Below are 21,356 nucleotides of genomic sequence, written 5' to 3' on the forward strand. Positions count from 1 at the left end.
CCCGTCCACCTGGGTGGCGAAGAAGCTGTACGAGCAGAGCGGGCTGACAGCCGGCCAGATTGACGTGGGCCTGGTCTACGACTGCACCAGCTTCACCTTGCTCCTCGTCGCCGAGCAGTTCGGGCTGTGCGGTCCCGGCGAGGTGGCTGAACGCATCATCGCCGGAGACTTCGCCCCGACCGGCTCCATGCCGCTCAATCCGCACGGCGGTGACACAGCGGGCGGCTACACGCACGGGTTCCGCCATGTCCTCGAGGCAGTGAAGCAGGTCCGGGGCACGGCGGACAACCAGATCCCGGACGCTGAGGTGGCCCTGGTCGGCGGCCCGCAGGCGGGACCGACCTCGGGCCTCATCCTGCGCCGCTCTGCGCGGTAGCGAGAAGCATCATTCAAGCGGGGATCGGACCGAGTCTGCCCCGATCCCCGCTCTTGCAACGGATCAATTCGGGGGCGTCTGCCGTACCGGGACCAGTTTCGGAGCGCTTCGGATGCCGCGCTCTTTGAGCTCGTTCTCGATCGTGGAGCGCAGCACCGGCTTTCGGATCTTCGTGCTGGACATGGGCCATTCGTCGACGAAGCGTACGTAACGAGGGACCTTGTACGTAGCGATCGATCCCAAGCAGTAGTCGATCAGTTCCTTCTCGGTCAAGGCGACACCAGGCTGTGTCTCGATGAAGGCCGCCGGGACCTGCTCGTACACGTCATCGGGTGCGGCTACGACGGCAGCGACCTTCACAGAGGGATGCCCGAGTAGGAATGCTTCCACGTCTGCCGACGAAACGTTTTCACCGCCGACCCGCAGTGTGTCTTTCAGCCGGTCGACGAACGTGACCCGTCCACCTGTGTCGAGGTGACCGCGATCGCCGGTGTGGAACCAGCCATCGGCATCGATGACCGTCGCGGAGTACTCGGGATCGTTGTAGTACCCCTTGAACAGCAGGGTCCCGCGGATCAAGATCTCACCGTCGACCCCGGGGTCACAGTCTTGGCCCGTTACAGGATCGACGACCCGGAGTTCGTTGCCTGGCAGGGGGGTGCCTCCGGTGGTCATGCGGACGTCGAGCGGGTCGGTCGGCAGGACCATGGCGAAATGCCCGGTCCCTTCGGTGAGCCCGTAGTTGGTAAGCAGAATCGATTGGGGTACTAAGGCTTGGAGGTGTCGCAGCCGCGCTTCGCTCCCTGCGGTGAAGGTAATTCGGAGCGCGCTCAGGTCCGACTCCGCGAAGCGAGGGTGCTCGACGATCGGACGCCAGATGGTTTCCATTCCCATCTGCGCGTGTGTGCACCGTTCGTCGACGAGTTGGTCGAGACTGACGTCGGCGGAGAAGAACCCGGCATGGACGAAGCTCGCGCCGACCGTCAGGCACTGCGTGAACGAGGTCAGTCCACCGTTATGGTGCAACGCGATCGGGCACCAGAAAACATCGCCCTCCTTTAACAGGTAACGGGTCTCGGCGAGGGCACGGGCCTGTTCCAATACGCTTCCGTGCGTAATCAGGCAGCCCTTCGCCGCTGAGGAGGTGCCAGACGTGAACATGATGTACGCGATGTCGTCGGGGCCAATGACATCGTCGTCGATTGGCGCGACCTCGTCGCTAGGGATTTGCCCTTGGTCGTCCAAGACCTGTGGGGATGTGAATCCAGAGGGCACGGGGCCTTCGCCGGATCCGAGCAGCACGATTCTCCTCAGCTCGGGAGCCTCCTCAGGCGCCGGGTACTCGGCACCGACACCTGCAGGTGCGTCTGCCAAGCTCGGCAACGCGTCCGTTATCGTGCGAACGAGGTTCAGTGAGGCTATCGCGAACTCGGTCGTCACGAGCACCCTCACGTCCGCGTGGCGGAGGGCATGACGCACTTCGGTCTCTTTCCAGCGCTCGCTCATCGGCACCACGACGCACCCGGCGCGAGCGGCGCCGAGGATGGCGGCAGCCAAGTCCACGCAAGGGGGGAGCATGACGGCAACCTTGTCGCCCGGCTCGGCACCGGCAGCGCGGACAAGCCGCGCCATGGCGCTGGCACGCTCGTGCAGTTCGGCGTAACTAGCCCTCTCGTCCGGGAAGACGATCTCTGCCCGCGGCCACCGCTCTGCGGCTCGTCGCATTAAAGTGCCAAGGCTTCGTATGTCGCTCTTCGTTTGGTTCGGCATTGTTGCCATCCTCATCGCCTTTCGTCGACGCGCGTCGAGCGCGGTGCCGGAATCTATAACGCGGGTGCCGCGATCCGCACCGGTTGTTTGGTTGATAGTGGCAAAGCCGGGTCTTTTGGTCAAGTAGTTCATATCAACCTATCGGTAGTTTGACCGGCTTGGGTGGCGGGGGTTATGATTCGATCGAGTCTTCCACGCGACGCCAGGGCCTGGCGAAGAGGTGGATGCGATTAGCGCCGTGAGGCACATGAGAGTGGAGGGGCACAGCATGGGAAACATCTATGAAGAAGTGCGAAACTATCTCGGTCAATATACACACTGCATGGACGCCGGTGACTTCGCGGCAATGGGCGCATTGTTCGGTGATGCTCGAGTATATGACGCGCACGGCAATCTGTTCGCGGAGGGTGCCGAAGAAATCGAGAAGTTCTGGCTCTCCGCGCTCCACCTGTATGACGGTGTGCCCCGGACCCAACATGTGACGACCAACATCGTTATCGACGTGGCCCCCGACGGTCGCAGCGCAGAGGCGCGTTCCAGCGCGGTAGTTTTCCAGGCTGCACCGGATCAGGAGCTCCAACCCATCGTAACGGGTGGCTACGTCGATCAGTTCGCCTATGATGACGACGACGTGTTGCGCTGGGTGGAGCGACGGAACCTCGTTAACCTGGTCGGTCATATCTCCCGCCACCTGCGTCGCGACTGAGCTATGGCTGCGAGCGAAGCGAAGCCGCCGCCGTGTACCCACGCCGCTCGTGGCCGACTTTCGTGCCGCCCCAAATCTGGGTGATTCGGGCGTCCGAGCTGGGCTGACCGCCGTGCTGGTAATTCGTCCAGACTGCCTCCGTCGGTAAGCTCATCATGAACTGGCATCTGTCGCGGCACCGCACGAGAGGGCCGCGGAGCATGACGCGCTGGCGCCCCCGTCGACGGAAAGGTCAGCACGGGTTCGGGCGCGCGAACCTTACTCCCCTATAGGTTCCCGATGGGGGAGTCAGGTTCGGTGTAGGCCCAGGCCGATAGTTGGGTAGACACTGTGAGAGCTTCAATCACAGGCTTCACCGCCACTCAGCACAATATGTCGACCCCTGTCACGAGGTTTGATGACTCCAACCATGCGATGGTCGACGTGAACCTGGTGGCCAGGCACGTGCTGACTCTCGATGGCGTCACCGAGATCCTGACCATCGGTGGCTATTACGAGTTCGGATTGGTTAAGCGTCAGGGGCGATGGCGGATATGGTCGAGTCGATTGACGTCCAGCTGGGACGAAGGCGATCGAGGGCTGTTCGCCAAGGCGCACCCGTTCGCAGAGATCGCCCTGCCGCCTAGATGATGATGATTGAGTCCGTTTGGGTTTAGTGGTCGTAGGCGGTCAGGGATCGTTTCCGCGGGGCGTTGATGAGCCAGTTGTGCCAGATCCCCGCGGCCAGGGCGAAGAGCCGGGCTGCGATCCGGGCATAGACGCCAGCAGGGGTCTGTCCGCCGTGCTGTTCGAGGGTGAGCTGGCTCTTGAGGGTGTCGAAGACCGACTCGATCCATTGACGGACCCTCCCGAGGCTGCCGAAGCGGGCGGGCTCGTCCTTCCGGTCCGGGCGCAGCAGGACGACGCCGAGGCCTGCGATGAAGGCCTCGAAGTCCTTCCCGGCGAAGCCCTTGTCCCCGACGATCACCTGCCCGGCCGCGATCAGGTGGTGCTCGCGGTCCGGTAGCGCCTGGAACTGAACCGTCCCGGGATGCTCCTATTGCTGTCAATTCGCTTTTTGGGGGTTCTGGGCTGACAGCCGCTTCCGGTACGTCGCTGCGAGGGCGTCGTTGCGGATGAGTGCGCGCTCGAGGCGGGAGATGACTGAGGGCCGTTGGCCGAGGTGGCCGGCGGCGGCCTTGATGGTGGGTCCGGGCTGCATGCGTCCTTGGCGCAGGCCGGTGTTGTCCGGAGCGGGCCGGGGTCGGTGATCCGGCGGTAGATTTCACGGGCAAGGTAGCGTTTGAGGCAGCGGATGATCTCCCGCTTGCTCCGGCCCTCGGCGGTGCGTTTGTTCGCGTAGTCCCTGGTGCGCGGGCACGAGGACATGCGGATCAGGACGACCTGGTGCAGGGCCCGGTTGGCGTTGCGGTCGCCGCCGCGGCTGAGCCGGTGCCGGGTCGTCTTTCCCGATGATGCCGGGATGGGCGCGGCCCCGGCCGGGGCTGCGAATTGGGCTTCGCTGCCGATCCGGTCCGGGTTGTCTCCGAGGATGACCGGCAGCTGGCTGGCCACTTCGGGGCCCGCTGCCGGCAGGTCGCAGAGCAGCGGGGCGCAGGTATCGGGGATTTCCCTGATCGCGGCGTCCGCGGCCTCGATTTCGGCGGCCAGGGACCGGTAGCGGACGGCCGGCGGCTTCAGCGTCAGCAAGGTGATGTATTCCGGGTCGGCGGCATGGCCGGACGGCCGGGCCCGCTGGCGGGCTGTGATCATCGCCTGGGTCCCGGTGCCCCGGTATTTCGCGCGCAGTGCCTCCGGGGCCGGGAGGAGAAGCCCCTTGATCTGGTTGACCGCGGCGGTGCGGGCCTTGGCCGCGGCGCGAGAGCTTCGCCCGTGGCTCGGCCGCCCTCGTGCTGTCCTGGCGCCACACGCGCCCGCATCCGGTGCACCGGTAGCGGCGGACCCGCAGCAGCAGCGTCACAGGACGCCACCCGAACGGTTCGTGCGCCAGGCGCCTGGTCACCGTGTCCCGCGGGACGCCCCGGCACCCGCACCGGCGGCACCAATCATCCGGCCCTGCCACGGCACTCCAACACTGCCCGATCCGGCTCAAGGCGCTGTCCGACGACTTCGAGGCCGAGCCCGTCGAGACGAGCGAACGTGGTCAGGTCAGGACGAATGAAGGTAGCGTTAGCCATGTCGAGGTCTTTCGGATGGGCGGCGTAGGAACATCCATCATCGGAAGACCTGGACCTCTATCCGGTTACCGACGCGCCCACCCCGGCTACACCCTCAACTGTGAAGCCCCATAAGGACAATTACGGGGTCTACAGGGTGTGGAAGGTCCGCGCCGAGCTGCGCCGGCAGGGCCGGCAGGTGGCCCGCTGCACGGTCGAGCGGCTGATGCGCGCCGAGGGGCTGCGCGGGATCTCCCGGGCCAAGGGACCGCGCACCACCAGGCCGGCGCCGGAGACCGGCAGGCCGGCGGACCCGGCCGGGCGCCGGTTCAGCGCCCCGGCGCCGAACCGGCTGTGGGTCGCCGGCATCACCTATGTGCGCACCTTTGCCGGCCGGGCCTGTTCCGCGTTCGTGCCGGTGTGTTCTCCCGCCGGATCGTGGGCTGGCAGGTGTCAACGGGTCGCTATATGGAGCTGGCGCCGGACGCGCTGGAGATGGGCCTCCGGTCCAGGATCCGGGACGGGGCCGACCTGTCCCGGGCTGGTCCACCATAGCGACCGCGGGGGGTCAGTATCGGGCCGTCCGCTACACCGAACGCCTCGCGGAGGCGGCGGCTGTGGCCTCCGTGGGGTCCCGGGGAGACAGTTACGACAATGCCATGGCCGAGGCGTTCAACTCGCTGTTCAAGGCCGAGCTCGTGCGCAACAAAGGGCCCCTGGCGGGACATCGGCCACCTGGAGGTCGCCGAATACGAGCAGTCACACGCCGGTCACCCGGCACCTGAACCACTCGCAATTTCCAGCTAAAACACCCTCCAAAAAACCCGGGGCTTGACACCAGAGCTTGAGCACCCCGTAGACGCTGCGGTTCAGGACCCGCAGATCCCTCAGGGTGTTGGCCGCACAAGCATCCTGAAGCCCGGCCCCGGTGGTCCGACGCCACGGGAACGGTGGGCGTAATAGGCAGACCGGCCCCGAACCCGTCGGCATATTTCCGGATGTATCCGGCTACTGTCCGGGTTTGCGGCCGGGCTCCGCCGCGGCGAAAAAAGCCGCAGCGGTCCGCAGGATCTCATCGGCCCGGCGCAGCTGCGCGTTCTCCTTCCGCCGCCGGGCGACTTCGTCATCAACCGGCCGGCGGGGTCACGCCCTCGCCCAGGTCCCGGCGGATCCGGTTCCGCAACGCGGACCCATTGATCCCCGGCAGGTCACCGACCTCGATCCGGGCATTGGGCTGGGAAATGTCCCCTGATGCGGTCCTGCTACATCCGCACGGCACGGGCCCGGGTCCCTCCGCATCGTACTTCCCGGCTGCAGGCATCATCCGATTCTCCCAATCCTTGTTAGATCATGCCCTCCACCAGTTCCAGTGCGGATCACGTCTGCCTTGTCGCCTCCCTTACCCACTTCTGGTCGATTGAGGCGTAAAAACCTACCAACTATATGGTTTACAAAGGCCAAGGTGGCAGATAGGGTTTCGCAAATAAGAGACGTGGATTACATAGTCGTGAAACACGTCCCCCATCCCACGTCATGCCATCGCCTGGTGGCCAAGAAGGGAGAGAGATGCGCGCAGTACGTTTTCATGCGGCCCAGGATTTCAGGTTCGACGACATCCTTGAACCCGAGTTGGGTGAGACCGACGTGAGGGTCCAAGTCGCCTACAACGGCGTGTGTGGCACCGATCTGCATCTCTTCTACGACCCCGAGCACTCTGGGATGAAGTTCGATTACGACGACTCCGGAGCTATCCTCCCCAAGCGCGTCGGGCACAAGTACGCGGGGACCATTGTTGCGGTCGGATCTGCGGTTGACCGTTGCAAAGTCGGCGACCGGGTGGCTGTATACCCCATCCCCAACTGCGGCGAGTGTGCGAAGTGCAAGTCCGGGGCCCCATCGTTCGCCTGCACGAACCTGAGTGAGGGCAACGGGGGGCGCTGGCCAGTCCGTGACGCTGAGCGAGCGGTTTGTTCACCAGTTGCCCGACTCCGTCTCGCTCATGCAGGGCGCCATGGTGGAGCCGCTGGCGGTGTCGCACCACGCGGTGAACCTAGCCGAACTCTCGACGAGTGACACCGTCGTAGTGGCCGGAGCCGGCCCAATTGGAATCGGCATCTTCCTGGACCTTCGGGCCCGTGGCATCTCGAAGGTCGTCGTATCAGAACCGAGCGCGGATCGACGCGCCATCATCGAACGGCTCGGTGCACGTGTCGTGGACCCGACCACAGAGAACCTCGCCACCATCGTGCACGATCTCTCCGCTGGAATCGGAGCGGATGCTTTCTTCGACGCGGCTGGCGTTGCGTCCGCCTTTTCGCAGGGCGTCCACCTCCTCGGTGCCTATGGTCGACTGGTCGTGGTGGCGATCCACGGCCAACCGGTGACGCTCGATCTGTGGGCAATGCAGCCTAATGAGAAGCGTGTCATCGGTGCTATGGCCCACACGCAGGCCGATTTCGACGAGGTCATCAAGGGCTTGGCGAGAGGTGACTACCCCGCAGAAGGCTGGGTCGCGCTACGCCCATGGGACGACCTCCTCGACGTCATCGAAGAACTACGCGCCGGCCAGGGCAAAGGTCATCCTCGAGATCAACTGACGAATTCCCAACCGATTTGTTCCTAAGGTAAAGGAAATAAAGCATGTCCCTCATCGCAATGAAACCGACTGGGGTCGCGAAGTTCTTCGTGGCCGCAGCCTTGCTCAGCGGGATTACCCTTGTCTCGGGGTGCGCCGCGCCAGAGAGCAACGATGGCCCAGCTGGCTCGGGCAACTCCTCTGTCTTCGAACCGTCGCTGGCCGATGCGGTGTCTCTGGGCCCCATGGTCCCCGTCACCGTAGACGCAGACACCATCACGGTCGATGTGGGCGAGGGCAAGAGCGTGAAGTTCAGCAAGTCTGGTCCGAAGCCCAAGATCGCCGTGTTCGCGAACGGCACTTCCAATACTTACTCTGCAGCGGGCGTCGAAGGGGCCGAGGCTGCGGCCGAGAAGTATGGGTACGACTTGACCGTATTCGACGCCAGGTTCAACCCCTCCGTACAGCGGAACCAGATTGCATCGGCGATCGCGAGCGGGACATTCGGGCTCGGAGTAATCCAACCAGTGGACGACAGCATCTGTTCGACCGTTGCAACCGCTGCGGACAAGGGGCTGGCGCTCTCCGTCGTAAACGGCGCCATGTGCGGCCGCGCGTTCTCGTCCGACAAAGACCTGTGGGTTCCCGGAACGGTGAATTACGTGGGTGGAACTTCGCAGAACGACGCCAGCCTCAAGTTCGCGCAGATGATAGTGGAGGACAACCCCGGGCCGACGAAGGCCGTCCTGCTCGTCGGACCCGTCGGACAGACAGGCGCGGACGGGGCAGTCAAGAACTTCGAGACAGCCACGAAGGGTACGGACTTCGAGCTTGTTGCGATCGACCGACAAGCTCCCAGCTTTGAGGCCGGACTCTCGGCCACTCAGAGGTTCCTGATTGCTCATCCCGATCTAGATGTCCTTATCTGCAACTCGAGCGAGGAGACTCTCGGCGCACTGAAGGCGATCAAAGAGGCCGGGCTGTCGGGCAAGATCAAGGTCTATGACGCGGGTGGCAAAGCCGGCATCATTCCGGCCCTCAAGGCAGGCGAAGTTGTCTTCACCATTCCATACTTCCCGAAGGTGAGCGGGTTCGTGGTGACGGAATCGCTGATCTTAGCCTCGCAAGGTTCCCAGGAGGTCCCGCGCGTGGTGGTTAATGACGGTCAGCGGCCCGAGGACCCGGATAACCCGACGGCGCTGCCCAAGATAACTTCTGCCAACGTCGACAACTTCCAGTCGGATTACTGATGGTCGGCTCCAACGACGTGCCGATGCTTGCACTGCAATGTCGAGGTGTGACGAAGCGGTACGGCGCCACGACAGCTCTTGAAACGGTAAACGTCGACGTGCGTGTGGGCGAGATCCATGCGTTCGTCGGCGAGAACGGCGCCGGCAAGTCGACGATGGCAGGAATTCTCTCCGGGCGCGTGGTGCCAACCGAAGGTGACGTGACGTTGTTCGGCGAGCCGGCCCCCTTCGGGCGCCCCAAAGCGACCCGCGACGCGGGCGTTGCAACCATCTACCAGGAGTTGATGATCGTTCCGGCTCTGTCCGTGGAGGCGAACGTCTTCCTCGGGCGGTGGTTGTCGAGAGGAGGCCGACCGGACGACGAGGCAATGCGTGAGCAGGTTGAGCGGTATTGCAAGCGTCTCGGAAGCAGCCTCCCGTACGGCACTCCCGCGCGAAAGCTCTCTATTGCCGAGCGGCAGATGGTGGAGATTATCAAGGCGCTGCATGACGAGCCGCGCTTGATCATCTACGACGAGCCGACGGCAGCACTCACTTACCGCGAGCGACGTGTGCTCCAAGCGGTCATGGCGACCCTGAGGGACGAGGGCCGCACTCAGGTGCTGGTGACGCATGATCTCGCCGAGGTTATCGATCTTGCCGACGGCGTGACCGCCTTTCGAGACGGCCGTGTCGTCTGGTCCGGTCCGACCTCTGACACGACGCGATCCGAATTGGTCAACATCATTCGGGGTCCTGACCACCTGCCATCACGGACTCAGTCCTCACCATGGGCTGACAAGAATCGTGAGGCAGCAGGAAGAGGCCGCGACGTCCCTGACCGTTTGACAGTGAGTGAACTTAGCTGTCCAGGGATTCTCCAAGGGATTAATCTGCAGGTCCGGCCTGGAGAGATCGTCGGGCTGGCGGGCTTGGTCGGTGCGGGTCGCACGTCGACCCTGCGGGCATTGTTCGGGCTGCTCCCCGGCACGACGGGCAGCGTTACTCTCGACGGCGAGCAGATCGGTGTTCCCGGCAGTCCGCGAGTGGCGAAAAAGCTCGGGATCGGCTTTATCACTGATGACCGCAAGAACTCTGGCCTGATCCCCGGTCTCTCCGCGGCGACAAATGCGGTCCTCACGGACCTCGGAGCGGCCGCGACGTTTGGGGTCCTTGGCAAGCGGACTGGTGCCGCTGCTCGCTCGGCTGCCAGGGGATTGCGCATTCCTGAGCATCGTTGGGCCGTACGTTCTGAAAGCTTATCTGGCGGGACCCAACAGAAGTTGCTCTTCGCTCGGTGGATGCACCACCCGGTGAAGATCCTTCTGGCCGACGAACCGACGCGGGGGATCGATGTCGGCGCTAAGTCGATCATCGTCGATACCCTGCGGTCGCTGGCTTCTGAAGGCACGGCCGTCCTGGTCGCGTCGTCCGAGTTGGAGGAACTGGTCGAGGTCTGCGACAGAATATTGGTGCTTCACGCGGGTGCCATCGCAGGCGAGTTCGACCTCGCTTCCCAGGACAATGACCCGCAAACCCTTGCGGATGCCATCAATCGCCTCACGGACGCTGCGTCCGCCGGACCCGCTCCCATAAGCAGCGAGACAACTGCGATTCCGACCGAGGAGAAAACCCATGCTTGACCTCAAGACGCCGGCACCGGCGTCCAAACCGCAGATCAGTACCCTGCGATCCGTTGGCTCGCGGGTGCTCGATCTGTTGTTAAAGCACGTGATGCTGGTGTTTCTCGTGCTCACCTTGATCTTCGCCCAAGTAGCGTACCCACGATTCTTCACTCCGAGCAATCTCGAGCTCATCCTGACCCAGAATGTCGAGCTTGGTCTCGTTGCTATCGGGCTGACGTTCGTCATCATCTCGGGGTCATTCGACTTGTCGGTCGTGGGCGCCTGCATCCTGTCGGCGGCGGTCTTCGCGCGGCTCTCCTCATCAGTACCAGCTGGCATGGCCATCCTCGTCGCTTTGGCGGTCTGCGTCGGGATCGGTGTGGTCAACGGTCTGCTTGTTACCCGACTCGGCGTGAATGCCTTCATCGGGACCCTCGCCATGGGCAGCCTGCTAAGCGGAATCGTCATACTGTTCGTGGGAACATCACAAGCAGTTGTGAACAGCGCGGCTCTCCAGCTCGCTAATGTCGATCTGTTAGGGGTGTCACTGGTTCTTGTCATTCTCTTTGCGGCCTTCCTGCTTGGCGAGTTCGTCTTGGGCCACACCATATTTGGTCGATCGCTTATGAGTATTGGCGGCAATGCCGAGGCTTCACGTCTTGCGGGTATGCGCGTGCCGACCCTCCAAATCACAGCGTTCACGATCTCCGCCACGATGGCGGGCCTGGCTGGCGTCTTGTTGGCGTTGAAGCTCGGTGGCATCGGCGCCGACATGGTCCAGACAGAAGCGTCGCTGATGCTGAACAGCTTCGCCGTGGTCGTCCTCGGCGGTACGTCGCTTTGGGGTGGGGAGGGCGCGGTCTGGCGCACCGCGATCGGTCTGGCGATTTTCGCTTCGCTATCGAACGTCATTGACTCGCTCGCACTGTCCAGTGGCTACGCGAACATCATCCAGAGTCTGGTCTTGATTCTCGCGGTCGGCATGGACTCCTACGCACGCAAGCGGAGGGGTGTGTGATCGACGGTCAGTACATACGTACGCGGGCTCCTTCTGATGAACTGTCGTGCCGCATGAACCGTGCTAAGCGGCCTCAATTCGGTTTGACGCAGGGAGCGCTAATCATTGATGACAAGGAGGTTGTTCTGTGAAGGGAAGTAGATCGATGAACACGAGCGGAAAGGTCGAAAGTCAGACGTTCTTCACGCAGAGCCACGCAACTCGGTTTGGAAAGTACGAGTTGGCGGACGAGGAACTGCATCGCGAGCACCAAGACTCTAGTCCGCATTACGGGCTCTTCGTACTTAAGCGTGGTTGGACGGTTTCTGCCGGTACGGACGGTGGCCGCCGGCTGAGAGCAGCATCCGCAGCCGGTAGTTGCTGAAGTTCCGGAAGCCCCAGGCGCCTGGGGCGATGGAGGTGCTTCGCGGCCGCGTTCGGCGAGCCAGTCGGCGCAGGCCTTCTTCGAGCGCCCCGGCACCAGGTCCAGCAGCCTGGCACGCACCCTGCCCCTGGCATCGCGGGTGAGGCCGGCCATCCCGGTCAGCTCCTTCGGGCCCCGCTTGCGCGGATCGCCGTGGTGCCAGATGTGTTCGTCGACCCCGAGGCTGGTGACGCCGGCGAAGCGGGCCTGGTCCGCCGCGAGGCGCTCCGGCACGGGACGGACCGCGCGCCACAGTGTCTTCCACGCCGTCCCGAGCCGGCGGGCCAGGCCCAGGATGGTGGCGTGCTCGCGGCGCAGCTGCCGCACCGCCCACGTCACGGCCCGGGTGGTGACAGACCCCTGCGCGGCGACCAGGTCCGGAACCTGCTCGGCGAACGTTCCTCGTGCGCAGCCCGGGTCCGGGCAGCGCCAGGTCCGCTGGCGCCACACCAACCGGACCCTCAACTCCCCGTGGGGCACGTCCTTCAGGACCCGGAGCCGCCGGCCCCGGCTCGGGGCCGGAACCCCGCAGCCGGGACACAAGACCGGCTGCCAGGGCGTGGAGACGGTCACCGTCATCAACGCCTCGCCATGTTCGACGGCCCGGCATGGACACCTTCCAGGCCAAGCAGAACATCGCAACGGGAACAGGGATTGGTGGTGGGCGCGGCAGCGCACCCCGTGTGTTGGACAAGTCGGGGTCCTCGTGTTGGAGCAGCATGCTTGGTCGCTACTGATCCTCGGGGACCCCGGCCCCCTATCCGGTGCTCACCACGCCGTAACCCTCACTCCCCACCGGATGTCCGAAGAGACGCCAAACGATCGGCATTCCACCTGCGGCGGGTGGGCGCTTAACCAAGGTGCGGGCATGGGCCCCGGAAGCGCGCCTTGCTGCAGGATCCCCGCCACGGGCGATTCTGCCCAATCGAGGCACGCCACCATGAATGTCAGCCCCGGGCCAGTGTCCCAGTTCCGTGAGAATGGTCGCCGCGGTCGTCATTCCGGCTGCCTGTAAGGGCAGACCTGGTGGCTGGCACTCCGTCTGGACCGGAGAGACGAGTATAGCTATTCCTCCGGACCGCGACCCCGCCTGTAGTGAGAAGCATCCCTGTACGCTTTCGGCGGGATCCCCTTCCATCGTTTGAAGGCGACGGTGAAGCTGGCTGGGTCGGTGTAGCCCAGCGTGCGGGATATTCGTGCGACGGAGTGATCGGTATTCGAGAGCAGATCGGCGGCGAGGTCGCTCAAGGTTTCGTCCCGTATCTGGGCGAAGTCGCTACCGGTGAGTTCGAGCTTGCGTTGCAGGGTGCGTGGGGAGACCTGCATCGTTGCGGCCACATTGGCCAGTTTGCGGTTGAGCTCGGGCGCGGCCCTAATGGCCTTCACGACGGTGCCTCGCCAATCGCCGGTCGCGCTGAGTGTATCGAGAAGCTTCCTGTCTTCTTTCATCCACGTCGTGTGCTGGAACGCGTCACCGAAGGGCAGCTCAAGTGTCGATACTGCGGGGTCCCACCATAACCGCAGGGCTTCGGAGCCGCAGAGGATCTCGCACGGGATGTACGTCAAAACCTCGGGGGAGGCTTCTGCGAGAGGGAATTCGACCCGGGTGAAGGGGAAAGGGGCGCCGTACAGCCACGTGAGGGTACGGGCGGCGGAACAGAAGTCACGATAGACGCTGAACGGGATCAACTCTTCCGGGGCCTCGGGGTAGGTCATCTCCATCCCGGTCACCGCGCCATCTGGAGTCCGCAGAGGCGCACTCTCCATGAGGCCGGGGCCGTAGTCCATTCCGGTGGCCACTTCTACCCACGCCTCGACGTTCGGCGCCGTTAAGAACGCCAGTCCTCGAACGCCGAAAGAGCCCAGTGTGTAGGCATGCCCGACCTTCATCCAAAGATCGACACGATCTCTGGTGAGAGCGACGAACTGAAGCTGAAAGGCCAGCTCCTTCCGTGCAGGGATAGTGCCTCCCGGACGGTTTACCACGTCAGGGTCAATTTCCGCATTCGCGAGGGCGGTCCGCCAATCGAGACCTGCCTCTTCGAGCAGCCCGCGCATTGCGTGAACACTGAAATTCGGCAGTCGCAGGTTCTGATACGTGCTTAATTTCATCGTTGCCCCCTTTTCACCGCAGACGTAACACTGCGGTCCGGCATGTTCGGGAACCCCTAAGAAAGCCACCCTTGCCGCTACGCAAAGCTGGCCAGCCAACGGGAGCCCGGTAAAGCCGGCCCGGATGTCGTTCCTCCGCATGGCACGTTCGACCCGGCGCCGGGAGGAACGGTTCTCAGGACGCCTCTCTCCTCGCCGGGAGGGTCCGGCCTGCCGCTGCGGAAGCTCTGTGGCGGTTGAATCGCCGACATCCTGTGAAGTATGTCATAGGATTGGCATCTCGCGCCATCGCCGGACAAAGGGAACGTGCTTAGCGTGCTTTCCTATGTGATTGGCGTCCTTTACCCTACCGGGCCGCTGTCGTCCGCTCATAGCGTTATTCCTGAACGAGGGCCGGCAGAGAAGCCGGCACACCTACATCAAAGGAGATCCGGTGAGCATCAGCAGCAGTGCCTCGGCCGCCCGCACCGCTTCAGGGGGGACTCAATTCGCGGAAATGGACAGGCCGGCGATTACGGCCGAGGAATTCAAGGCCGCGTTCCGCAACCACCCCGGCGGGGTCGCTGTCATCACAGCCGATGCCGGCAACGGACCGGTCGGCCTGACCGCAACCTCGGTGATTTCGGCCAGCGTGGAACCTAACATTCTGGCCTTCTCGGTCTCTGAGTTTTCGTCCAGCACCCCGACGATTCGCAGTGCAGATACGGTCGTGGTGCACCTGCTCAGCGCGGAAGAAGCGGACATCGCGAAACTCTGCGCGACCAGCGGAATCGACCGGTTCGCCGACACCTCCCAGTGGTCACGGCTTGAGACCGGGGAACCCTACTTTCTCTCGGCCCAGGCCTGGATCCGGGGCAGGATCGTGAACTCCATGGCTGCCGGCGGGTCCGCCATCCTGGCCGTTGAGGCCCTTGAAGCCTCACCGGGCCTGGCCGGAAACGCGTCACCCGGAAAGCCTCTGGTCTACCACAACCGGTCCTGGCACGCCCTCGGAGAGGCATCGCAGATCTGAACCGTGCCGGCAAGAGGCAAGGCATCAACCGCGGATAAGCGCATCCCGCCTCCTGCCAGCTTCGGCTCGGAGCTCAAGCGGGCCTGACACGGGTGCGCTTCGGCACCCGGGGCAAAAGGCCTGAAGAAAATCAATGACCCGTACTGAACATAACCAACCCAAATCTGTGTCTTCTCGAAAGGATGTCTGACAATCATGACCATCACATCGCCCGACGTCGTCGCTGACCGCACCATTGACCGTGACTTCGTCGCCGATCACACGGTTGAACGTGCCCAGCGGCCCATCATAGACGGCCCGAACAAGTTCAAGATGGCAATGTTCGGGGCGAACGTTTCCACCGGGCAGGGCGGTCTCACGCTGGCCGAGAATATGATCAAGCTCGGCAACTGGGGCGAGGTGCAGGGCCTTGCCCAAAAAGCGGACAGGTATGGCGTCGAGGGGTTCATCCCGATCGCCCGCTGGCAGGGGCTTTCGGGCCCCGACCGGCCCTGGGGCCGCCAGTTCGAGACGCTCACGTGGGCGGCGGGATTGGCGGCAGCGACGCGGAACATCCAGGTTTTTGCCACCTGCCATATGCCGTTCGTCCACCCGCTCATGGCGGCGAAGATGAGTGCGACGATCGATCACATCAGCGGCGGCCGAATGGGTTTGAACGCCACCGCCGGCTACCACGAGCCGGAGTACAAGATGTTCGGTCTCGACCTGCCCGAACATGATAAGCGGTACGAGCTGGCGGACGAGTGGATGACGATCGTCGAGCGGCTCTGGTCCGACGAGGGTGATGAGTACAGGTTCGACTTCGACGGCGACTTCTTCAAGCTGGAGGGAGTGGAGGCTTACCCCAAGCCCGTTCAATCGCCGGGCCCCGTGGTCATGAGCGCCGGCTCGAGTCCGGCAGGCCAGCAATTCGCGTTCAAACATGCCAACATCCTGTTTGCCGGGCTTTTCGATCTGGAGAGCAGTAAGCCAGCCATTTCGAAACTCCGGAAGAACGCAGACGAGGCGGGGCGGGAGGATCTATCTTTGTGGTCGCCCGTCCACATCATTTGCAAAGACACCGAGAAGGAAGCACTGGACTACGTGAAGTACGTCGTTGAGGAAAAGGGAGACTGGGAGAGCGCCGCACGCTATAAAAACATCATTGAATCTGGGGGAGGCCGCAGCATCAACTTCGATGACTTCGAAGGCGATGAATCTATCAAAACCTTCATGAGAGCCAATCTGCTACCTCTGGTAGGCACTCCGGAGATGATCGTCGAAGGGCTCCAGAAGCTATCCAACGCAGGCATCGACGGAACCTGCGTTGGGATGGTCGACTACAACGAGGGTCTGGACCGCCTGCACGAGCAGATTTTCCCGCTGATGCGCAGCGCCGGACTTCGCGCCTGACACAGGACTTCGCGCTGATGCAGCCGCCACTGGCGCAGTGATCGCAAGGGACCCTCCGGGCATGGCTGCATGCTGCCGTCGTCGACGTCAGCATGCAGCCGAGCAGGGGCACTTTAGACCCTGGCTCACGCTGTGCGCCGGAAACATCGTCATGTTCACTGGCCGACCATTTTCCATCCACCGCTCGAACCGGGCGGGGATTAACGTGAGCGGTCGCAAAATTCCAAGCACATCGTTTTTCTACTAAGGAGTGAAGATAAATGACCTTTCCACACCCGGCAAAATTCCGGCTGGTGGTTGCGGGGCCGACCGAGTCAGGGGAGGCCGATTTTCTGGAGGTTGACGGTCCGGCTGTCATCGATGTGCCGGACGTCGCCGACGGAGCGTTTTACTGGGCCGTCGAGGGCGGGCACAGTAAGGAGAACTTTGGCCGGCCTCCCGCCAGCGTCCAACTCGCCGGGCCCAACGGTTCGACCTTCGGGATCAATAGCATCCCGGCGCGTTCGGCCGGCAAAGAGATCGATATGAACAAGATCGATCCCGCGATGGACGTCGGGCATGGCGGCGATCCCGCCATGCACGCCAGCGAGACCATCGATTACGAGGTCGTGATCTCGGGCAAGGTCGATCTCGAACTCCCGGGTGGAAAGGTGCGCACTCTCGTACCGGGGGACCTGCTTGTCATGGCCGGCGTACCTCACGCCTGGCGAAACCCTTACGACGAGGACTGCGTATACGTCGTCGTGACCGTCGGATTCAATTCGAAAGAGGAGCTGTAAGCATGGCTGTGACATCACCGGGTAAGGCACTGCGCGCGGTCTTCGAGAGCAAGGAGACATCGGTCCTTCCGTTCGCCGCCTTGCCGGTCCACGCGCAGATGGCGCAGGCTGCAGGCTTCAACGCGTTCTAGGTCTCGGGGGCATGTCGGCGTGGTGGGCCGAGGGCGCCTCCGACACCGGCTGGCTGACCTTGACGGAGGTAGTAGCGCACGCAAAACGCGTTGCCCGGAGCGTTGATATTCCCGTTTTCTGCGACGCCGATACGGGTTACGGGGCTCCCATCAACGTCCAGCGCACGGTCGCCGAGTTCGTCGACGCCGGTGTTGCGGGCATCCACATCGAGGACCAGCGTGAGCCGAAGAAGCCAGGCGGGGCCACCGGCATTGAACTGGTATCCGACGCAGAGGCGATCGGGCGGCTGAACGCCGCCGTCGAAGCGCGGGACAAATACGACAAGGACTTCGTGATCGTCGCCCGCATGGACGGATACGGTGCTGCCGGCGGAGGTATCGACGAGGCAATCCGGCGTGGGCAGCTCTACTGCGCCGAAACCGGAGTTGATGTCATCTTCTACGAGGGTCTCCAGACGTGGGAACAGGCCGAGCTGGCGCTGAAAGAGACGCCCGGACCAAGCTACGTGATCCCGAGCCCGAACCTCCTCGGGCAGAAGACGCTCGATGAACTGACCGCAATGGGTCAGGCAATCGAGATAGCGCCGTTTGTGCTGCCGGGCATCCATGAGGTTTGGCGCCTGCTTCTAGACATCAAGAAGGCCGGCGACACCACTCCGTTCGCGGAATACCTTGCCACAATGAATGAGGCCAAGGGCACCGAATACGATCTCGGCTGGGGCTCGTGCCTTGGGCGGCCCTCGACCGAATTCGTCGCAAGCACGGAGGAAAGGTACCTGCCGACTGAAGCGCGACGCGATTACGTCAATACCCCCAACGCCTAGCAGCTCGTGGCGCAAGTAGTTGAACGCGCGGCCTTCCGCAGAATCTTTTGCCCTCCCATACGTTTGTCGTTTGTCTATAAACGTATGGGAGGGCGCCCTCTAGGGCACTTGGTAAGGACAGGAAAATGCGCATTATCCCTGCATCCCCTGACGTGGGTTTGCCCTCTGACGCTTCATATGAAATCCACCCGGACCACATCGTCATCGCTGCCGTCGTCCAGTGGCGGGGCCGGATTGCCCTGTTCAGAAGGAGCCGCCACCTTGGCCACGACAGCGGCCTTTGGCACTGCATCACCGGATTCTTGGAAACCGGGGCGACCCCCGAACAGCAGACTCTTGAAGAGCTATCTGAAGAAGCCGGATTGCAGGCCGAAGACCTCCTGGAGCTCCGCCAAGGCCGGGCCATCGTGGTCGCTGACGGTTCGGGAACTCCCTGGCTCGTCCACACTTTCACGGCTCTAACGTCCCGCCGGCGGTTGATAATCAACTGGGAGCACGACTTCTACCGGTGGACCACTCCACGCAAGGCGAAGCGCTTTACCAATCGAGTCACTTGGCTGGACGAAGTGCTCAACGCAACCCAACCCAATACTTGATATGAAATCAGTGGAGGGCATGATCTAACAAGGATTGGGAGAATCGGATGATGCCTGCAGCCGGGAAGTACGATGCGGAGACCCGGGCCCGTGCCGTGCGGATGTAGCAGGACCGCATCAGGGGACATTTCCCAGCCCAATGCCCGGATCGAGGTCGGTGACCTGCCGGGGATCAATGGGTCCGCGTTGCGGAACCGGATCCGCCGGGACCTGGGCGAGGGCGTGACCCCGCCGGCCGGTTGATGAGGAAGTCGCCCGGCGGCGGAAGGAGAACGCGCAGCTGCGCCGGGCCGATGAGATCCTGCGGACCGCTGCGGCTTTTTTCGCCGCGGCGGAGCCCGGCCGCAAACCCGGACAGTAGCCGGATACATCCGGAAATATGCCGACGGGTTCGGGGCCGGTCTGCCTATTACGCCCACCGTTCCCGTGGCGTCGGACCACCGGGGCCGGGCTTCAGGATGCTTGTGCGGCCAACACCCTGAGGGATCTGCGGGTCCTGAACCGCAGCGTCTACGGGGTGCTCAAGCTCTGGCATGCGGGTCGCCGGGGATCTTCGGCCAGGCCGGGACCAGGTCGCGCGCCTCATGGAGATCGCCGGCATCGAAGGCGCGGTGCGCGGCCGCCGCCGGCCCCTGACGACGCAGCGGGACCCGAAGGCGCCGCGGCACCCGGGCCCTATCAAACGGGCCTGGAACCATCCCTCGCGTCCGGATCAGTGGCGGATCGCGGACTTCACCTATTCGGCTCAGTTCGCGGTTATGTGCAGCGTGATCGGGAGGTGCGCGGGGCATTTGATTCGTTCATGTAAATAATCGACGAGCACGTCCCGGACCGGCCGACACTGGATCTTGTAGCGGTCGATCAGCTGCTCGCAGGTCGGTTGCCCCTTGCCGGAGAACATTTCGATCGCAGCGGACGCATCCTCGCCCCAGACATGCCGGCGCAGCAGTTGATAGAACAGCGGGCTGCGGGCATCTCCCTGGAACCGCGTACCAAGACCGGCGACGACCGCGAGCAGCTCAACGCAGTCTCCGACTCTCACTCCCGCGACCTGCCCTCCCTTGGCGGCCATGATGACCGCGATCCGGGTCAGGGCCTGCTGGCCGGCCTGCAGTCCGACCTGCCCATCGGTGCAGGCCTGGGTCAGGGCGGCGAACGTCTTGCCGTCGCGTGTCCGGGCCATCTCGGTGGCCAGGGCGCGGCGGGTCGGGGCGAAACGCAACAGCCATTCGAGGCCGGGACGGATCACGTCGGCGCAGAACAGCGCCAGCAGGCCGATGCTCAGGTGGGGTGCCGCCGAACCAGGGCCTGTCCGGGACCGGCCGGCGGCCTCGCCAATGAACAGGTCCCGCCAGTCAGGGGCAGCCTCCGCGCCGCTGGCCTGCCACCGTTGCTGCCAGCTTCCGCCAGGGAAACTGGCCAGCCAGCCCAGCACCGCCAGCACTCCGGTCCGGCGGATCCGCTGGCTGTTCGGATTCTCCAAGCTGATCGGTGCAGCGAGCACGCGGGCCAGCACCGCAGAACGATCATCGCAGGTTGAAGGCCACGACAGGTCAACCCCGCAGGCGGGGAACGCGGCCATCAGCGGCGCCCCGGTTTCCGTCACCGCTTGGGCTGGCGCCGCATCATCGGCCACCGGCGGGACGAGTAATTGTTCGCTGAGCGTCACGGCTGGTTCCCTCCGAACAGGATCCGCAGGCTCTCGGGCCGGTAACCCGGTGCAGGTGTAGGTACCGGATCACGTTCTCCGGAGCCGTCAACCAGCCGATACGGTTCGAAGGGATTCCCGTTGGCCTCCAGCGAACCCGACGGTGGCATCACCAGCCCGGACAGTACCCGCGGAACGTTCTCTTCGTTGCCCACGAGAACAGAACCTAGCCGATGCCAGCCGGCTCCGCCTGCGGTTCACCCGGGCGGCCTCGGTTAGTTCGGTTAACACGTCGGTCTTGCGGCCGGGATGTTCCGTGCCGCCTTCGCGTTGACCAGCATCACCGGCAGCGTCTCCTCGAGGAGGTAGTAGAACGGCTTCCAGTAGTCGCTGCTCGCTTCCATCACCACCGTTGTGACGTTGGCGGCAAGGAGAAAATCCCGCAGCTCCAGGATCTGCGCCGTCGTGGCGCCCCAGGTCTTGACCGTCGACGTGTAGGTCCCGGCCCTGGCGCCGGGGACTCGCAGACACACCATCCCGTCGCGTTTGGAAATATCCAATCCAGCGGCCCGTTCGTGCACGATATCCATGACTGTTCCTCCTGAGACCTTAAACCGGTTGTGCCGGCGTCTGCCGGGGAGGACAGGGAAACAATTCAGGAATCTAACACTCGTGCTCCAAGGAAACAATCCACGGTTCCCGTGGAAGCACTCCACGCCACGCTAATTAACAGGTTCATCAACAGCACCAAGGAATAACCGGCGTCGACCGAGACTGACACCTCCACGATCCCCAGCTACGCGCCAACCGCCAGAGACAAAACGAGAGGCAAGAACAACTTTCTCCCACCACGGCGCGCCAGCGACGCAGAGCCGCTAATGGGTAGAGGCAGTTAGTAAGTGTTGGGAAAGGGGTTAGGCGGCTTCGGCGGCCTGCCAAGGACGCCGGCCCGGGGCAGGACCTCGAAGGTATGCATTCCCTCGGGCTTGGCCACGATTTCGAGG

General features: G+C 63.5%; 21 protein-coding genes and 4 pseudogenes. 15 read left to right on the plus strand and 10 right to left on the minus strand.

Annotated features, from left to right (window positions below):
• On the plus strand, positions 1-376 hold a 376-nt coding region (locus AC5RWU_RS20275), incomplete at its 5' end, for a thiolase C-terminal domain-containing protein (protein ID WP_494032759.1).
• A 63-nt stretch (positions 377-439) separates the two neighbouring features.
• On the opposite strand, the gene AC5RWU_RS20280 is transcribed toward AC5RWU_RS20275, so the two are convergent.
• Positions 440-2,278, minus strand: a complete 1,839-nt coding sequence (locus AC5RWU_RS20280) for a class I adenylate-forming enzyme family protein (protein ID WP_494032760.1) — start codon at positions 2,276-2,278, stop codon at positions 440-442.
• Positions 2,279-2,414: 136 nt separating this feature from the next.
• Between AC5RWU_RS20280 and AC5RWU_RS20285 the strand changes: the two genes are divergently transcribed.
• Positions 2,415-2,852, plus strand: coding sequence for a nuclear transport factor 2 family protein (locus tag AC5RWU_RS20285; RefSeq protein WP_494032761.1), 438 nt, complete (start codon positions 2,415-2,417; stop codon positions 2,850-2,852).
• A 324-nt stretch (positions 2,853-3,176) separates the two neighbouring features.
• Positions 3,177-3,482 (plus strand): annotated as a pseudogene (locus tag AC5RWU_RS20290) (nuclear transport factor 2 family protein); the annotation flags it as partial.
• Positions 3,483-3,504: 22 nt separating this feature from the next.
• Here AC5RWU_RS20290 and AC5RWU_RS20295 read toward each other — a convergent pair.
• From AC5RWU_RS20295 to AC5RWU_RS20305, 3 genes and pseudogenes are all read right to left on the minus strand, one after another.
• Positions 3,505-3,840, minus strand: a pseudogene (locus tag AC5RWU_RS20295) (IS982 family transposase); the annotation flags it as partial.
• The gene (locus AC5RWU_RS20300; protein ID WP_494032762.1) at positions 3,834-4,604 is read right to left on the minus strand and encodes a transposase; all 771 of its coding nucleotides are present in this window, start codon (positions 4,602-4,604) and stop codon (positions 3,834-3,836) included. The gene AC5RWU_RS20300 and the pseudogene AC5RWU_RS20295, both read right to left, overlap by 7 nt.
• Before the next feature lie 97 nt (positions 4,605-4,701).
• Positions 4,702-5,029: pseudogene (locus AC5RWU_RS20305) on the minus strand (ISL3 family transposase); the annotation flags it as partial.
• A 136-nt stretch (positions 5,030-5,165) separates the two neighbouring features.
• On the opposite strand from AC5RWU_RS20305, the gene AC5RWU_RS20310 reads away from it, so the two are divergent.
• Positions 5,166-5,843 carry an IS3 family transposase gene (locus AC5RWU_RS20310; RefSeq protein WP_494032775.1) on the plus strand — a complete coding sequence of 226 codons (678 nt, stop codon included), beginning with the start codon at positions 5,166-5,168 and terminating at the stop codon, positions 5,841-5,843.
• A gap of 291 nt (positions 5,844-6,134) precedes the next feature.
• Here the strand turns inward: AC5RWU_RS20310 and AC5RWU_RS20315 are convergent, their stop codons facing one another.
• Positions 6,135-6,332: a hypothetical protein gene (locus AC5RWU_RS20315; protein WP_494037178.1), complete on the minus strand. Its 198-nt coding sequence runs from the start codon at positions 6,330-6,332 to the stop codon at positions 6,135-6,137.
• Positions 6,333-6,574: 242 nt separating this feature from the next.
• On the opposite strand from AC5RWU_RS20315, the gene AC5RWU_RS20320 reads away from it, so the two are divergent.
• The 5 genes from AC5RWU_RS20320 to AC5RWU_RS20340 are packed head-to-tail and all read left to right on the plus strand — an operon-like array spanning position 6,575 to position 11,455.
• Positions 6,575-7,081: an alcohol dehydrogenase catalytic domain-containing protein gene (locus tag AC5RWU_RS20320; protein WP_494032763.1), complete on the plus strand. Its 507-nt coding sequence runs from the start codon at positions 6,575-6,577 to the stop codon at positions 7,079-7,081.
• Complete coding sequence (locus tag AC5RWU_RS20325) at positions 6,963-7,631, plus strand: zinc-binding dehydrogenase (RefSeq protein WP_494032776.1); 669 nt, start codon at positions 6,963-6,965, stop codon at positions 7,629-7,631. Before AC5RWU_RS20320 ends, AC5RWU_RS20325 begins: the two co-directional genes overlap by 119 nt.
• A 17-nt stretch (positions 7,632-7,648) precedes the next feature.
• Positions 7,649-8,833 (plus strand): sugar ABC transporter substrate-binding protein, encoded by a 1,185-nt coding sequence (locus tag AC5RWU_RS20330; protein WP_494032764.1) that lies wholly within the window; start codon positions 7,649-7,651, stop codon positions 8,831-8,833.
• Positions 8,833-10,455: a sugar ABC transporter ATP-binding protein gene (locus AC5RWU_RS20335; RefSeq protein ID WP_494032765.1), complete on the plus strand. Its 1,623-nt coding sequence runs from the start codon at positions 8,833-8,835 to the stop codon at positions 10,453-10,455. The genes AC5RWU_RS20330 and AC5RWU_RS20335 overlap by 1 nt, the downstream gene beginning before the upstream one ends.
• Positions 10,448-11,455, plus strand: a complete 1,008-nt coding sequence (locus AC5RWU_RS20340; protein WP_494032766.1) for an ABC transporter permease — start codon at positions 10,448-10,450, stop codon at positions 11,453-11,455. Before AC5RWU_RS20335 ends, AC5RWU_RS20340 begins: the two co-directional genes overlap by 8 nt.
• Before the next feature lie 409 nt (positions 11,456-11,864).
• Here the strand turns inward: AC5RWU_RS20340 and AC5RWU_RS20345 are convergent.
• Positions 11,865-12,541: pseudogene (locus AC5RWU_RS20345) on the minus strand (helix-turn-helix domain-containing protein); the annotation flags it as partial.
• A 382-nt stretch (positions 12,542-12,923) separates the two neighbouring features.
• Positions 12,924-13,970, minus strand: coding sequence for an AraC family transcriptional regulator (locus AC5RWU_RS20350; protein WP_494032767.1), 1,047 nt, complete (start codon positions 13,968-13,970; stop codon positions 12,924-12,926).
• A gap of 496 nt (positions 13,971-14,466) precedes the next feature.
• Here AC5RWU_RS20350 and AC5RWU_RS20355 point away from each other — a divergent pair, with 496 nt between their 5' ends.
• The 6 genes from AC5RWU_RS20355 (at position 14,467) to AC5RWU_RS20380 (ending at position 18,704) form a co-directional block, all read left to right on the plus strand.
• Positions 14,467-14,982 carry a flavin reductase family protein gene (locus AC5RWU_RS20355; protein WP_494032777.1) on the plus strand — a complete coding sequence of 172 codons (516 nt, stop codon included), beginning with the start codon at positions 14,467-14,469 and terminating at the stop codon, positions 14,980-14,982.
• A gap of 195 nt (positions 14,983-15,177) precedes the next feature.
• Complete coding sequence (locus tag AC5RWU_RS20360; protein ID WP_494032768.1) at positions 15,178-16,374, plus strand: LLM class flavin-dependent oxidoreductase; 1,197 nt, start codon at positions 15,178-15,180, stop codon at positions 16,372-16,374.
• A gap of 260 nt (positions 16,375-16,634) precedes the next feature.
• On the plus strand, positions 16,635-17,153 hold the full coding sequence (locus tag AC5RWU_RS20365) for a cupin domain-containing protein (protein ID WP_494032769.1): 519 nt from the start codon (positions 16,635-16,637) through the stop codon (positions 17,151-17,153).
• Positions 17,154-17,155: 2 nt separating this feature from the next.
• Positions 17,156-17,284: a hypothetical protein gene (locus tag AC5RWU_RS20370; RefSeq protein ID WP_494032770.1), complete on the plus strand. Its 129-nt coding sequence runs from the start codon at positions 17,156-17,158 to the stop codon at positions 17,282-17,284.
• Between the two features lie 11 nt (positions 17,285-17,295).
• Entirely contained in the window at positions 17,296-18,108 is an 813-nt protein-coding gene (locus AC5RWU_RS20375) for an isocitrate lyase/PEP mutase family protein (RefSeq protein ID WP_494032771.1), read from the plus strand.
• Between the two features lie 125 nt (positions 18,109-18,233).
• Positions 18,234-18,704: an NUDIX domain-containing protein gene (locus AC5RWU_RS20380; protein ID WP_494002609.1), complete on the plus strand. Its 471-nt coding sequence runs from the start codon at positions 18,234-18,236 to the stop codon at positions 18,702-18,704.
• Between the two features lie 745 nt (positions 18,705-19,449).
• Here the strand turns inward: AC5RWU_RS20380 and AC5RWU_RS20385 are convergent.
• The 3 genes from AC5RWU_RS20385 to AC5RWU_RS20395 all read right to left on the minus strand — a co-directional run bounded on the left by AC5RWU_RS20385 (position 19,450) and on the right by AC5RWU_RS20395 (position 20,942).
• Positions 19,450-20,373, minus strand: coding sequence for a hypothetical protein (locus AC5RWU_RS20385; RefSeq protein WP_494032772.1), 924 nt, complete (start codon positions 20,371-20,373; stop codon positions 19,450-19,452).
• Positions 20,370-20,567 carry a hypothetical protein gene (locus AC5RWU_RS20390; protein ID WP_494032773.1) on the minus strand — a complete coding sequence of 66 codons (198 nt, stop codon included), beginning with the start codon at positions 20,565-20,567 and terminating at the stop codon, positions 20,370-20,372. Before AC5RWU_RS20390 ends, AC5RWU_RS20385 begins: the two co-directional genes overlap by 4 nt.
• 69 nt (positions 20,568-20,636) lie before the next feature.
• Entirely contained in the window at positions 20,637-20,942 is a 306-nt protein-coding gene (locus AC5RWU_RS20395; RefSeq protein WP_494032774.1) for a hypothetical protein, read from the minus strand.
• Positions 20,943-21,356 lie beyond the last annotated feature (414 nt).

Source organism: Arthrobacter sp. B0427-1-12 (genome assembly GCF_059092905.1).

Excerpts from the sequence above, each read along its gene's own strand:
- AC5RWU_RS20365 (WP_494032769.1), top strand. The coding sequence starts at position 16,635 with ATGACCTTTCCACACCCGGCAAAATTCCGGCTGGTGGTTGCGGGGCCG.
- AC5RWU_RS20370 (WP_494032770.1), top strand. The coding sequence starts at position 17,156 with ATGGCTGTGACATCACCGGGTAAGGCACTGCGCGCGGTCTTCGAGAGC.
- AC5RWU_RS20330 (WP_494032764.1), top strand. The coding sequence starts at position 7,649 with ATGTCCCTCATCGCAATGAAACCGACTGGGGTCGCGAAGTTCTTCGTG.
- AC5RWU_RS20380 (WP_494002609.1), top strand. The coding sequence starts at position 18,234 with ATGCGCATTATCCCTGCATCCCCTGACGTGGGTTTGCCCTCTGACGCT.
- AC5RWU_RS20315 (WP_494037178.1), bottom strand. The coding sequence starts at position 6,332 with ATGATGCCTGCAGCCGGGAAGTACGATGCGGAGGGACCCGGGCCCGTG.
- AC5RWU_RS20335 (WP_494032765.1), top strand. The coding sequence starts at position 8,833 with ATGGTCGGCTCCAACGACGTGCCGATGCTTGCACTGCAATGTCGAGGT.
- AC5RWU_RS20395 (WP_494032774.1), bottom strand. The coding sequence starts at position 20,942 with ATGGATATCGTGCACGAACGGGCCGCTGGATTGGATATTTCCAAACGC.
- AC5RWU_RS20320 (WP_494032763.1), top strand. The coding sequence starts at position 6,575 with ATGCGCGCAGTACGTTTTCATGCGGCCCAGGATTTCAGGTTCGACGAC.
- AC5RWU_RS20285 (WP_494032761.1), top strand. The coding sequence starts at position 2,415 with ATGGGAAACATCTATGAAGAAGTGCGAAACTATCTCGGTCAATATACA.
- AC5RWU_RS20350 (WP_494032767.1), bottom strand. The coding sequence starts at position 13,970 with ATGAAATTAAGCACGTATCAGAACCTGCGACTGCCGAATTTCAGTGTT.
- AC5RWU_RS20300 (WP_494032762.1), bottom strand. The coding sequence starts at position 4,604 with ATGATCACAGCCCGCCAGCGGGCCCGGCCGTCCGGCCATGCCGCCGAC.
- AC5RWU_RS20375 (WP_494032771.1), top strand. The coding sequence starts at position 17,296 with ATGTCGGCGTGGTGGGCCGAGGGCGCCTCCGACACCGGCTGGCTGACC.
- AC5RWU_RS20360 (WP_494032768.1), top strand. The coding sequence starts at position 15,178 with ATGACCATCACATCGCCCGACGTCGTCGCTGACCGCACCATTGACCGT.
- AC5RWU_RS20340 (WP_494032766.1), top strand. The coding sequence starts at position 10,448 with ATGCTTGACCTCAAGACGCCGGCACCGGCGTCCAAACCGCAGATCAGT.
- AC5RWU_RS20280 (WP_494032760.1), bottom strand. The coding sequence starts at position 2,278 with ATGAACTACTTGACCAAAAGACCCGGCTTTGCCACTATCAACCAAACA.
- AC5RWU_RS20355 (WP_494032777.1), top strand. The coding sequence starts at position 14,467 with ATGGACAGGCCGGCGATTACGGCCGAGGAATTCAAGGCCGCGTTCCGC.